Source organism: Vibrio sp. 661 (assembly GCF_033339315.1).
Taxonomy (GTDB): Bacteria; Pseudomonadota; Gammaproteobacteria; order Enterobacterales; family Vibrionaceae; genus Vibrio; species Vibrio alginolyticus.
This window is the reverse complement of sequence record NZ_JAWOUJ010000005.1, coordinates 70,577-83,780: the sequence shown is the minus strand read 5'-3', so window position 1 is coordinate 83,780 and position 13,204 is coordinate 70,577. Positions and strand designations below refer to the sequence as shown.

Sequence of the window (13,204 nt, the reverse complement as noted above, 5' to 3'; positions counted from 1 at the left end):
CATTTGCTTTAAGAATACTCTTTTTTCACTAGGCACGCTTGTTTTGATTCAGGAGTTTACGAGTTTCTTACTTTTGGCATTAGAGGATATGGGAGATCTAAGACATAAACGAAGTCGCGTTTGGTACAAGATTTTACGGCGAAGATGAGTATGTTGGAAGCCGAAAATAATGTGATATTGCTTGTCTGTGGAGGGGTAATTACTTGTTTTTAAGGGTAAGTAACCCTGCCCAGATAGTCTGAGCAGGAAAAAAGAGCATTTTATTTAAAGTGGTTAGTTGTACTTTACTTGACCGTTCCGCTCTTAAAGGCATTGGAGCCGACTTGCGTACCGTTGAGCGTTTTGCCGTAATAGCCTTGGTGCTGGTGATATTTCTCCGCGTTTGCGGTGACATTGCCTTTGAATCGAGGATCTTGTGGACGCTCATGGCTGTTGACGTATGCTGCGACATCCCAAGCTTCTTGCTCTGTCAGCTGCACACTTTTCCCAAGCGGCATGTTTTCGTAAATAAAATAGGCCGCAGTGTTAATCCGGTGCATACCTGCGCCCCAGTTATACGCATATTCGCCCCAAAGTGGTGGAATGTATGAATGGTCGTTGGTGTCTTTGATGCCTGAACCGTTGGCGCGATGGCAAGTTTCACAGTTTTTTTCGTAGACCAATGCGCCTCGCTCTATTGATGGTTCTTGCTCAGGGGCGGCGATTTTTGGGTAGCCACGCCCAGAGAGATTACCTCGCTTTTCAACTGGTAATGCTTGTGCGATGGCTTCGGGCAACGGAAAGTCTTTTGCTTTTCCACCAATTTGCAACGCTTTTGCGTCTAGCTCTGGAATGGGTTCATCCGCCATACCATGTTTGTCAAGCAAGCCGCCCATCGCTAACCAGTAGGCGTAAGCACTAAGGGCAACAATTTCTGGCGAATCGTAAGCGGGCGCTTTACCGTTCATGGAATACTCGAAACAACCCTGGATACGCTCAGCATAGCTGTTTACGCGATCGTTTTTCTTACGATATGCCGGGTATGCCATGTAAGCTGCCCACAGTGGCGCAGCGTTTGCTTTTCGTCCTGCCTCCATATGGCAGTTCACACAGTTTTGTTCGTTGCCAACGTATTTTCCGCGCATTTGTTGTGAGTTAACAAAGAGCGAGTAACCGCGTTTTACTTGCTCACCAAATGCGGTGTTTGGAATTGTACTGAGATCACGCGGTTTTAAGTATTCACCGTGCTTTTCTTTTTCTATCGCAGGTAGCTCTTTCTGGCGGTCCGGTAACGGATCGTTAGCTAGTACGAGCGTAGAAATGAAAGGCAATGCGAACAAAGAATAGAAACGTTTCATGTCTGCTCCTAGTAACGTAATGAGGCAAAGTAGTACGAAAGGTTTTCAATCTCTTCGTCAGTGAGATTTTTTGCGATGGTCCCCATCATATTGAGCGGGTCACCACTGCGAGTGCCGTTTTTCCATGCCATCAATTGCGTTTTTAAGTAATCAGCATGTTGGCTTGCGAGGCGAGGGAACTTGTCGACGCCCATACCGCTGGCTCCATGACAAGTTGCGCAAGCTGGAATGTTTCTATCCCAATCGCCTTGGAAAATTAATTTACGATACGGGTTACGAATATCAGCTTGGTCGCCGCGTTGTTCTGGATTCGTGAACTCATAGCTCGGGAGGTTAGCAAAGTACTCCATCACTTCCTTCCGATCTGCGGGATCGCTGAGTTCCTTCGCCATGCCTTGCATGACCACATTTTGGCGTTCGCCACTAAGGAATAGTTCGATTTGAGTGTTGAGATAATTCGCGTTTAAACCAGCGATCATAGGCGCGATATTTGGCTGTCCCATGCCATCTTGGCCGTGACAACCGCTACATACGCTGGCTTTTTCCGGAATAGACGAGGCGCTTGCGCCCATAGTGGTTGCTAACAAACAGGCCACCACCACTGGAAGAATTTTTGACATGCTGACTCACTTTAATTTTTATTAATATGTCTAAGTGCTACTTGGTAGTCACTTGGACAATATTGTCGGCCTTGCCAATAATGAAAGGTATTGTGGATTTCCACATATTTAATAAGTGTAAATGGCCGTATTTGTTTTTATTGGTTGTTCTATAAGCGATAAAAACAAAGTGGTGAAGAGCTGCACAAATCGGCAGCTCTAAGTGGTAGAGACGTCTTAACGTGCGGCGTTACGCTTTGCGGATTTTGGCCGGCAGGGACTGACGTGCCGCCGCGCCCACTACCCAATCCAACAATACACCTTTACCTTCTCGGGTAGGATCAATTAAGCCAATGTCGTTAATGTTGACGCCATCTTGGCTGCGCGTTTTTACGGGTTGTTGTTTATCGCCGATCCAGTGCGAGCGTTGTCCTAGCTCGGTATGACCAAACCCATGTTCAAATCCGAGTGTGCTAGGGCGAATCCCGCTGACTATCATCGCAAGTGCTTTGGTGCTTGCAGATGGTGTCTCGATAACAAACTCATCACCCGTTTTAATGCCCGCACGCTCGGCATCGATTGGATGGATGTACACTGGGTTTACGCCTTTAATCGAGTTCAACCTTGGCGATAGGTTGGATACCGCACTGTGAATGTTGGATTTAAAGTTCGTCAGGCTGAAAGGCCATTCTGAGCTTGGGAACTGGTCTTCCATTGATGTGCCATCGGCCAGTTTTTGTGGATGCCATGTTGGGCAACCCGTGTAGAAATCACCGGTCATGGTGTTTCTTGCGCTGCCGACACGTTCATTCCATATCGCGACAGGTCGTGTCCATTTGTGCTTCATTTGCTCACCTTGATACGCTTCGGTTGCATTTTCAAAACGTCCACCGCGAGCAAAAATAAACGCCACACGTTTCATCTCATCCGCTGTCAGCGTCTTCTGCATGGCTGGCATTAAACGCTCTAGGCCGGACCACGCAATGTCTTCTGCCGAAACTTCAGGCACCCCGCCTTTCACATAAGCCAAGTTTGCCGCGGAACGTAAGTAGAAATCTTCAGCGCTGTGGAGAGCGTGCCAATTCCCTTGCGCATCTTGAATCGCGTTGTCACCAAAGCCGCCCAGTTGCATTTTCTTGGCGACATCAATCAAAAAGTTTTCTAAGCAAATTGAACGACCATCGGCGGTTTTCTCTGTTCGCGCTCCCACAATCGGCCAGCGAGCGGTGACGGTTTTCACCGGAACGTCGTGCCAAGGCGTTGCCATACCCCAGCTTTCGTAGGTGACCGTGTCAGGTACAATATAATCCGACAACGCGGTGGTTTCGTTAATGAACGCATCAATAGACACAATCAAACCGAGTTGTTTTGGATCTTTAAGCTTGTCTTCCAGCAGCGTTTTCAAACCGGGTACACCATACATTGGGTTCGCCATGTGATTGATCCACGCTTTTACGCGGTATGGATAACCATCAATAGCCGCAGATAGGTGCTCTGTCAGCAGTGGCGCGGCAAACGGATACCAAGGCGCGCGAGTTGGATAAGGGGATTCACCAGCCTCAACGCGACGTTTGTATTCGCTTGTTTTGTGGTAGGGGAATTTACTGCGCGACAAAAAGACGCCTTTCGGGCCGACTTTGCCAGCAAATTTGGTGAAGTCGTAACGAGGACCCGCAGCGGAAGTTGGGTAGCCACCCGCTTTGGCCATCGCGCCGCCTTTCATATTTATGTTACCAATCAACGCATTGAGCATCATGATGGTAAACGAGTTATAGAACCCATTGGTGTGCATGTTGCCACCGTGGGTATCGACCACCGCTTTTGTTCCGTGACTGGTGAAGCGCTTTGCTAGTTCAACAATTTGTTCGACAGGGATTTCACATTGTTGGCTGTAGAACGCAAGGCTGTATTTGAACGCCTCTTCTTTGAGTCTTTGTAGAGACGATTTTACGCGCACTTCGCCCGATGCAAGCGAAACCGTTTTATCGACAAACAGTGCCGCTTCCTCAGCTTGGGTATGAACACCAAATTCGCCGCTTTGCTCATCCACGATGACGTACGGGTCGGAGTCAGACAACGCTTCGCCCTCGAATGGCAGATTCAAGTCCGACGCGCGTAAAAACGTGCCGTTTCTCGGGTGCTGATTATCGCTTATCACGAGATGCGTAGCATTACACCAGTGCGCGGTGCCGGCTCGTTTCATCGCGTTTGCCCCCGGCTGCGCCAAGAAGGTTTTGTTGTAGCGTTGGTTTTCGATGATCCACTGGATCATGCCAAGCACGAGGGCAGAGTCGGTGCCCGGTTTGATTGGTATCCAGCGGTTGTTGTCACCGGCGGCCAAGCTCGATGAACCCGCAGGCAAACTTGGCGTGATGATGGTGTATTCCAAGCTACCTTCTGTTCGCGCATTGGCGAGTTGGCGCGCCTGACGCTTAAAAGGGTTGCCAGCTTGCGCAGGCGACATACCGATGAAGATGATGTATTCCGCATTATCAAAATCTGGCTTTAAGTGTGCGTTCTTATCTAAGTCGTTCATAAATGCGCCGCTGCCAGCACGAAATGCGTAGCCGCAGTAAGAGCCGTGATGCCCAAAGTTACGTGTACCATAGCTGTTGAACGCGAAGCGTTTGAATATGTCGTCTCGGCCTTCGTTACCGGCGTTGGTCATTAACAATTGGTTGGCTTTCGGTCCATATTCTGGGTTTTCAGGATCTACGGGCGTTGTTAAATCGTGAATGTCGCGTAAGCCATCAACATGGCCTTCACCAAATAAATCACCACCTTCTACGATTTCTTCTATCAATTGCTCGTAGCTGATCGGAATCCATTTTCCTTCGCCGCGTTTTCCAACTCGTTTCAGTGGCTGAGTAATGCGGTACGGGCTGTTGCGAATTTCTAGCATCCCATTGCCACGTGCGCATGCTGTTGAACGACCGTCAAGGCCCGCTTCTCCTACCAAACTTAAATAAGCATCTTTGACTGGCGTTTCGAACGGAATGTGTTGCTGATGAGAGAGTGGGTGATATGGGTTGCCAGTAATACGCAAAATCTCGTCGTTGCGGTTATCAATGCGTACACGCAATCCGCACAGTGACCAACAACCAAAGCACATCGATGGCGCAACGCGCTGATTTGGTTTAGGGATTAGGTTGCCTTTGCTGTTGACCGTGTACTCTGGTTCAAGCGAGTTACCGTGGTGAATATCACGCGTTTTTTCTCCCGCAGTGCCTTCGAGCGCACCCTCGACCATGTGTTTGGTGGTGGTGGCGTAACCCGCAGCGAATGCGCCAAGCCCACCCACTGCAATGCCTGATTTCAAAAACTGACGGCGTTTGTTATCCATGATGAAATCCTCTTTGATTAGCGTTCAGTTAAGGTGAGTGATGAGGCTTTTACTTCGATCTTTTGTTTTGGCTGAACCAGCTCCGAACCGAGCAGTGCCAGTGCAAGCCATAATCCGAGCATGCCGATAATGCCTATCCAGCCATTTCCATCCATAGTGAGTTGGTATGGATACAGCCCTGCATCGAACTTGGCGATGGTTTGTACTTCCATGATGGTGAACCAGCGAATCAGCCACGCGCTTGCCAATGCGGCAGCAGACACAAAGCCGAGCCCTATGACGTGACGAAATCTGGCTGATGTGGACTTTTGGGTATCGCGTAAGAAGATGAAGGTGAGCAAAACACAACCTAAAACGACAAAAGTGAGCAAGGCAATGTTGTGCATCCATTGTTCGCTAGAATAGAGCGAAAATGTAGAGTTGTTGGATGCCCAAATGGGTAGGAGAATCAGCGTCAGAACGCTGCTCGTTACCAGTGATTTTTTGAGTAAATTGTTATCACCCGAAGTGAGAGTTTTCGATTGGCTAGGCAGTAGTAACCAAATCAGCAGAGAGAATCCGACTGTGCCCATAAATGCAGTAACAAACCAAAGAACCGGCGACGCGGGTTGGTGCCATAAAGAGCGCGATTGAACGACTGCAATTTCAGCTCCAGTATAAAGGGCGATGATTAAGCCTGATAACACGGTGATTGCAGATATTGTGAGCATCACTTTGCGAGAAATAGCCCATTCACCAAGCGACAACTTAGATAACAGAGGTAGTACTTTTCCCGGTTGATTTCGCAGTGCGATAAGATCCTGACGCAGATACAGCCATGCTGTCGCAACCGCCAGCGCAGAAAAAACAGGCAGGAACAGCGAGCCTAGAGACATCCATGACCACGGCGTGATGTGCGCGTAAAAATGCCAAGCTCGTCCCGGCTGGTGAAGGTCGCCAGTTAACGCTAATGGCCCCACGATGGCGCCGATGGCCAGCGTCAGAACAAGCGCAGCGCGCAGTCTGTGACTGGTGTGTTTTTCAAATAATAGGGCGATTAGGAATAAAACAGCAGCCGCATAAGCCGAGCCGATGTAGAAGAAATACTGCACTGCCCACGGGAGCCAAGCCATTGCTTGAGGTTGGACTAACACTTCGGTGATGTTCATGCGCGCTCTCCCTGTGGGTCGTAAATAGCAGGTTGTCCGTCGATGTGGCTGGTGAAGCGTTCATCCATGCCGATGTAAAACACGTGTGGCTTGGTGCCTTCATTGGGTTTTAGCACTTTGATATCGTCTTGGTGCTGCGCAATTAAGCGGCGGACTTCGCTTGATGGATCATTCAAATCACCAATTACACGTGCTCCGCCAACACAGGTTTCCACGCAGGCAGGCAATAGACCTTGTTCTAGACGGTGAGCACAGAAGGTACATTTATCTGCGGTGAGGGTGTCTTCATTGATAAAGCGAGCATCGTAAGGGCAAGCTTGTACGCAGTACGCGCAGGCGACGCAGCGGCTGTTATCCACCATGACAATGCCATCTTTGCGCTGAAAGGTTGCTTGAACCGGACACACTGCCACGCAGGGTGGGTTGTCGCAGTGGTTACACAGGCGCGGTAGCATAAAGGCTTTTGCTTCTCGCGTGGCTGTAGAGCCATCATCTAACGTAACTTCGTATTGCTTTACGGTGGTTCGGAACTGACCGATTGGCGCTTGGTTCTCGATGCTGCAACCCACAGTGCAAGCCTGGCATCCGACACATTTACGCAAATCTATCACCATGGCATAACGCTTCCCGACTTGTCCTTTTCGGTCAGCGGACTGGTTATTTCGAATAATGTTTCCCGCAGTTGCCGTGCCAATGCCAGCGACTGGAATTAACGCGGCTCCGGCTGTGACCGCGCTGAGAAAGCGACGTTTGGTGGAATCCATAACTCACCTGCTTTTTTGTTGTATTTGAATTGACTGATTCCATTGTGAGAAATGCACTGCGAGGCTTATATTGTGGATTTCCACATACCCAGATCAAACTTGATCTAAAACAAATGTGGTTTACCAAGGGTAGCTGTTATTCTTGCTCCATTACTTTCGAAGGAACGATTCTACTCATCATGAACAAAACGCCACGGTTGCTTCAGTTTTGGGTTCTTTGCTTAGTTGCCTTTGCATCTTTGGCTCACGGCGCAGTTTCTGAACAAGCAGATCTGCAAGAGCAAAAAGCAGAGCAGCCACAGGCCAAGCAAAAAGTCGAAGTGGGCGTGTTAGCGATACGCGGCCATCTTTATGCTGAGCAGAGATGGCAACCGACCATTGATTGGCTCAATCAGCAAATTTCCGATGTGCATTTTGTCCTTCATCCCCTTAACTTGGATGAAATGGGCGAAGCGGTGAAGTTTCAGACCATGGATTTCATCTTAACCAACCCAGGTCAGGCAGTGCGGTTGGGCAGGCAATACGCGCTGTCGTGGATGGCAACGCTAACCAGCAGAGCACCACAAAACTCGAATTACGGCATTGGTTCGGCGCTTGTGGTTCGAGCCAATTCAAGTTATCAAACGGTGCAAGATGTCTCAGGACGTCCTGTTGCGGCGGTATCAGAAAAAGCGTTTGGTGGTTATCTAACGATGCGCTATCAAATAGTCAAAATGGGGCTTAATCCAAACGATTTCTTTTCTGATGTCCGCTATCTTGGTTTTCCTATTGATGCCAACCTGTATCAATTACGTGATGGCAATGTGGAAGCGGCCGTTGTCCCTGCTTGTTTATTGGAACAGATGCTAAGTGAAGGGCTTTTACAACCGAGTAATTACCGAGTTTTACATCAACAGCCGAACGAGCGCTCGTTATGCGCTGTTTCCACACCGCTTTATCCTAACTGGTCATTTGCCAAAACAGAGCGCGGCTCAGCTCAGATCGCCAAACAGATTACGCAAGTATTGTTAGCGATGCCACCTGAACACCCTGCGGTTATTGCGGCAGGCGCGTCAGGTTGGACGTCCCCCGTCAGCTTGCTGAGTATCGACAAACTGTATCAGGCGCTGGATCTCCATCCGTTGCAACAACCTTGGTGGAGTGAGGCTCTACGCTGGCTGCGTAGTCATCAAGAATGGGCATGGGCGCTGTTCATGTTTGTGATTGTGTTGAACGCGTACCACTTTTGGCTTGAGTATCGATTTAGCAAGAGTAAGCAAGCGTTGGAGCAGACATCGTTACGATTAAAAGAGAAAAGTGAACAGTTAGAACATTCACAAAGGGTCGCGATTGTCGGAGAAATCGGCACTAGTCTTGCTCATGAACTCAATCAGCCATTGGCAGCCATTCGCAATTATAGTGAAGGCGGTTTACTTCGCTTGGCCAAAAAACGCCCACATGAAGATATTGTCCCTGTACTTGAGAAAATACAGGGCCAAGTTGAAAGAGCCGATGCAATTATTCAGCGATTAAGAACGTTGATTCGCAAGCGCAGTGTCGACAAAACGTCGTGCGATCTTCAAGTACTCATTGATGACACGATTGAGTTGCTCCATTTTAGAATGCAGAAGCAAAACATTTCTATTGTGGCCAGTACAGAAGGGAACATTCGTCCGTTACTTGTCGATGCAGTTGGCGTACAACAGGTTTTAGTTAATGTGATCAGCAACGCGATTGATGCGTGTACTTTGTTCCAAGAGAAATATCACTCATCAGGCTATCAAGGTAAAATTGCCCTGCATTGCGATTACCAAATCAATCAACTCTCTATTCGAGTGTTAGACAATGGTACAGGGTTGCAGCAAGAGAATCCGACTCAAGCGTTTGTGAGTAGCAAAGAAGAAGGGCTTGGGCTAGGGTTAGCCATTTGTCGCGATGTGATGGAAATGCATGGTGGCGAGTTTGTCATCAGCTCGACAGCACCACATGGTTGTTTGGTTGAGCTTGTGTTTCCATATCAAAACTAATCTGAACTAGGCATAGGAGCATTCAATGAGCAGCGGTGAAAAGCAGCTACCTGTTTTTGTAGTCGATGATGATGAATCGGTGCGTGACTCGCTCGCTTTTATGCTGGAAGAGCATGAGTTCAAGGTGACGACTTTTGCTGATGGGCAATCTTTTCTCGATAAAGTGAACATTCATCAGGCCGGATGCGTGATCCTTGATAGCCGAATGCCCAACCTTCGTGGTCAGCAAGTGCACCAAGTTTTAAATAAAGCCAACAGCCCGTTAGCCGTTATTTATCTGACAGGGCATGGTGATGTCCCGATGGCGGTCGATGCATTGCAAGCTGGGGCGGTCAATTTCTTCCAAAAGCCAGTCAAAGGCGATGAACTGGCACGAGCCATTTTACAGGGACAGGCGCAGTCTGCCACAAACCTCGATATGGCAGCAGCTAAATCGGCTTATGAATCGCTCACACCTAGAGAAAAAGACATTTTACGTTTGATCATTGAAGGAAAGCGCAACATTCGTATTGCTGACGAACTTTGCATAGCAATGCGAACGGTTGAAGTACACCGAGCTAATCTATTGAAGAAGTTCTCGGCAAAAACCGTCGCAGAGTTGGCATATATTTATGGCAAGCTAGATTAAAGCTTACCGAGTGAAGCCTCTTAAGGCTATTTAGAGGATACAACTTGAGCTTTATGACGACTCGCGTATTATCTTCTTCGTTCTTACTTTATCTGAATTCTTATGAGTTTGTTGACTAAACGACATCACACGCCACATAAGCGGGCAAAATGGCTACTGGCGATTATTGGCTGGGTGGTCGTTGTGTGTCTGATGCAAAATTCAGGTTTTGCCTCGTCATGCTCTATGAAATATGAGACGGAATCGCCCGCGGTTTCACTTACTGATGAGCGTTCGAGCGTCAAGTCGATTGATACTAAAGAAACCAGCAAGTGCGAATTGTCTGAAAAGTTAATTCAGTTTTCTCAACATCAACTCGATGTATTTATTGTTGTTCTGTTTGTGGGTCTTTTTGCTTCGGCAATTTGGTTGTGCAGTGCCTATATTGGTGCGCAACATTGGACGGAACCGATAGGCCGTAAGTATCGAGTCCATCTGACTTTCTGTGTGTTCCGAGAATAAAAGCGTGCTTTCTGACCACTAGCGTCAGTTATTTAGCACCTTTGTCTTTTAACTAGGAATCACTATGAATCAAATTACTAAACTGACTCAGTTTGCGTCCATGTTTTTTATGACGCTTGCTTTGAGTTTGCTCTCTCTGAGTATTTCAGCTCAAACTACTGATACAGGTTGGCTAACCAACCCACAACATCCTCCAGTGCAAACGCGCTTTGTGCTCACTGGTCAACAAGATCCGCAAGCCAAAACAATTACTGGTTATCTGGACGTCAAGTTGGCTGGGGACTGGAAAACTTACTGGCGTTCACCTGGTGAGGGCGGCGTAGCACCATCTATTGATTGGCAAAATTCACAAAATTTATCCAAAGTGGATTGGCAATGGCCGCACCCACAAAAATTCGAACTATTAGGTATCGAGACTCTTGGGTATAAAGGCGACACTTTGTTCCCCATGACGCTGCACGTCGAAGATATGTCCAAACCTGTCACGATTGATGCGGTACTGACACTTTCTTCTTGTACGACGATTTGTGTGCTGACCGACTATCAAATTCAATTGACGTTCTTGCCTTCTGATCTAAAAGTCGATGAAGACGTGATGTTCAGTTACGCTCAAGCAGTGAGTAACGTGCCGCAGCCATCGCCGTTTATTGATGTTACTCAGGCGAGTTGGGATGCGAACCAATCGAAACTACAAATCAAGCTACAGAACAGTCAGGGTTGGCAACAACCACAAGTGCTGGTGGATGGTGTCGATGAAGCAACGCGAGACTATAGCTTCAAGCTTGAAGGAATGCATCCAGAAGGAAACATCGTCACCGCGAGCTATATCGTTGATACTTGGCTGGGCGATGTGGAGTTAGATGGTCAGTCGCTGTTTGTGACCATCAAAGACACCAATTTACTAGCAGAAGAAACCACTCAAGCAACTGCTGAGGCAATAGTTGAACCGCTGCCGAGCACGTCTCTAACGAGTGTTTTTCTATTCGCGTTGCTCGGCGGTTTAATTCTTAACATTATGCCTTGCGTTCTTCCGGTTTTGGGGATGAAGCTAAGTAGTATTGTTGCCGCTCAAGGTATCGAGCGTCGTCAAATTCGCGCTCAGTTTGTTGCCTCGTCACTTGGTATATTAACGTCGTTCTGGATTCTCGCTGGTTTTATTTTGGTGCTCAAGCTAACAGGTAATGCCATTGGTTGGGGCGTGCAATTTCAAAGCCCCTGGTTCTTAGGTTTGATGGTGTTGGTCACCACTTTGTTTGGGGCCAATATGCTGGGGCTGTTTGAAGTCCGTCTATCATCGGGTACCAATACATGGCTGGCCTCGAAAGGTGACAACTCGTTAGCTGGACACTATGTGCAAGGGATGTTTGCAACCTTGCTTGCTACGCCGTGTTCTGCGCCTTTCCTAGGAACGGCCGTGGCGTTTGCTTTGGGTGCCGATGTGGTTACGCTGTTTGCTATTTTCACCGCCTTAGCGTTGGGGATGGCGTTGCCTTGGATTATGGTGGCAATTTTCCCAAGTATTGCGCTTAAATTGCCGAAGCCGGGTCAGTGGATGAACGTGGTCAAAAACGTATTTGGTGTGATGATGTTGGCCACCAGCGTTTGGCTACTGTCTTTGATGGCCAATCACCTCCCAGTGTTTTGGGTCATTTTCGCCGGTTTAGTCGCGTTTATTGTTCTGATGATTCGCGTTAAACGCGTTCATGGCGATAAAGCACTCGTGCTATCCGGCTCTGCATCGCTTATCTTAATTGCTGGCGGGCTGCTACTTGGTAGTATCACTGCCGACCAATGGGCGACACCGCTTCCTGAGGACTTAGCGTGGCAGAAGCTTTCTAACTCGGCGATAGAACAGCACGTCAATAATGGGCGAGTGGTGTTTGTGGATGTCACTGCGGATTGGTGTGTCACGTGTAAAGCGAACAAGATCGGCGTGTTCTGGCAAGATCCTGTCTACTCATTGCTGCAAAGCCCTAATGTGGCGACGTTAAAAGGGGATTGGACACATCCGGACGGCTCGGTAACGGACTTTTTACGAGCTCATGGGCGTTACGGTGTGCCGTTTAACATCGTCTATGGCCCGGCGGCGCCACAAGGTATCCCGTTACCTGTTATTCTGACTGATGATGTTGTTTTAAGCGCGGTGAAACAAGCGAGTGGGGGAACCATTCAATGAGTTCGACAAAGCAGCGTAGAACATTCCGATATTGGCTCGTTCAAATCGTACAGATGGTGCTCATTGTCACCGCGATTTCTATCGCGATGGATTGGTATCGCACCAAAGATATTCCTAAACAGGAGGCTCCACCATTGAGCTCCGTATTGAGCGATGGTGAATACTTCGATGCAATCGCGCAAAGTTATGAACAACCTGTCGTTGTTTATTTTTGGGCTACTTGGTGTCCCGCTTGTAAATTTGTAAGCCCAAGCGTGAGTTGGCTGAGTGATGACTACACCGTAGTTGGCGTTTCTGGATCGTCGGGACCGAATGAGCGTGTGGCGCAGTTTATGAGGGCAAAAGAATATCGTTTCGAAAACATAAACGATCCTTCAAGCGATATTATGCGTGAATGGAAAATTAGCGTGACCCCAACCATTTATGTTTTAAGAAATGGTGAAATTTCCTCCGTCACAACTGGCGTTACTACTCCGATAGGAATATTAGCGAGAATTTGGTTAGCTCGATAACGTAATAAAAATCCGATATTCAAAATATTGAGTATCGGATTTTTTCTTTTTATTTTCTTGCTCTAACGGGAATAATAATGTGTGCGTATGGCATACCATTCCACATCACGTATGGGCCATCATAACTTGAACCGATGGGTAGATAGTCGAGCAACACTTGGTCTAGGGTAATAATCATCATGTGTGGTCC

At 48.0% G+C, this 13,204-nt stretch carries 11 protein-coding genes; 5 read left to right on the top strand and 6 right to left on the bottom strand.

Going from position 1 to position 13,204, the window contains the following annotated elements:
* Nucleotides 1-284: 284 nt before the first annotated feature.
* The 5 genes from R7P69_RS12050 to dsrO form a co-directional block, all read right to left on the bottom strand.
* Nucleotides 285-1,337 carry a c-type cytochrome gene (locus tag R7P69_RS12050; protein WP_054574784.1) on the bottom strand — a complete coding sequence of 351 codons (1,053 nt, stop codon included), beginning with the start codon at nt 1,335-1,337 and terminating at the stop codon, nt 285-287.
* 8 nt (nt 1,338-1,345) lie between these two features.
* Nucleotides 1,346-1,909 carry a c-type cytochrome gene (locus R7P69_RS12045; protein WP_372082336.1) on the bottom strand — a complete coding sequence of 188 codons (564 nt, stop codon included), beginning with the start codon at nt 1,907-1,909 and terminating at the stop codon, nt 1,346-1,348.
* Nucleotides 1,910-2,186: 277 nt separating this feature from the next.
* Entirely contained in the window at nt 2,187-5,279 is a 3,093-nt protein-coding gene (locus R7P69_RS12040; RefSeq protein ID WP_054574782.1) for a tetrathionate reductase subunit A, read from the bottom strand.
* A 17-nt stretch (nt 5,280-5,296) separates the two neighbouring features.
* Nucleotides 5,297-6,427: an NrfD/PsrC family molybdoenzyme membrane anchor subunit gene (gene nrfD / locus R7P69_RS12035; protein WP_238952032.1), complete on the bottom strand. Its 1,131-nt coding sequence runs from the start codon at nt 6,425-6,427 to the stop codon at nt 5,297-5,299.
* A complete protein-coding gene (gene dsrO / locus R7P69_RS12030) occupies nt 6,424-7,191 on the bottom strand; it encodes a sulfate reduction electron transfer complex DsrMKJOP subunit DsrO (RefSeq protein ID WP_238952031.1) in 768 nt (255 codons plus the stop codon). The genes nrfD and dsrO overlap by 4 nt, the downstream gene beginning before the upstream one ends.
* Before the next feature lie 179 nt (nt 7,192-7,370).
* Between dsrO and R7P69_RS12025 the strand changes: the two genes are divergently transcribed.
* From R7P69_RS12025 to R7P69_RS12005, 5 genes are all read left to right on the top strand, one after another.
* Entirely contained in the window at nt 7,371-9,197 is a 1,827-nt protein-coding gene (locus R7P69_RS12025; RefSeq protein ID WP_054574780.1) for a sensor histidine kinase, read from the top strand.
* Nucleotides 9,198-9,222: 25 nt separating this feature from the next.
* Nucleotides 9,223-9,825, top strand: a complete 603-nt coding sequence (locus R7P69_RS12020; protein WP_033905719.1) for a response regulator transcription factor — start codon at nt 9,223-9,225, stop codon at nt 9,823-9,825.
* 102 nt (nt 9,826-9,927) lie between these two features.
* Nucleotides 9,928-10,326, top strand: coding sequence for a hypothetical protein (locus R7P69_RS12015; protein ID WP_033905718.1), 399 nt, complete (start codon nt 9,928-9,930; stop codon nt 10,324-10,326).
* 64 nt (nt 10,327-10,390) lie between these two features.
* Complete coding sequence (locus R7P69_RS12010) at nt 10,391-12,502, top strand: protein-disulfide reductase DsbD family protein (RefSeq protein WP_238952030.1); 2,112 nt, start codon at nt 10,391-10,393, stop codon at nt 12,500-12,502.
* On the top strand, nt 12,499-13,014 hold the full coding sequence (locus R7P69_RS12005) for a protein disulfide oxidoreductase (protein ID WP_033905715.1): 516 nt from the start codon (nt 12,499-12,501) through the stop codon (nt 13,012-13,014). The genes R7P69_RS12010 and R7P69_RS12005 overlap by 4 nt, the downstream gene beginning before the upstream one ends.
* A 49-nt stretch (nt 13,015-13,063) precedes the next feature.
* On the opposite strand, the gene R7P69_RS12000 is transcribed toward R7P69_RS12005, so the two are convergent.
* Nucleotides 13,064-13,195, bottom strand: a complete 132-nt coding sequence (locus R7P69_RS12000) for a hypothetical protein (RefSeq protein WP_258480658.1) — start codon at nt 13,193-13,195, stop codon at nt 13,064-13,066.
* Between the last annotated feature and the right edge of the window lie 9 nt (nt 13,196-13,204).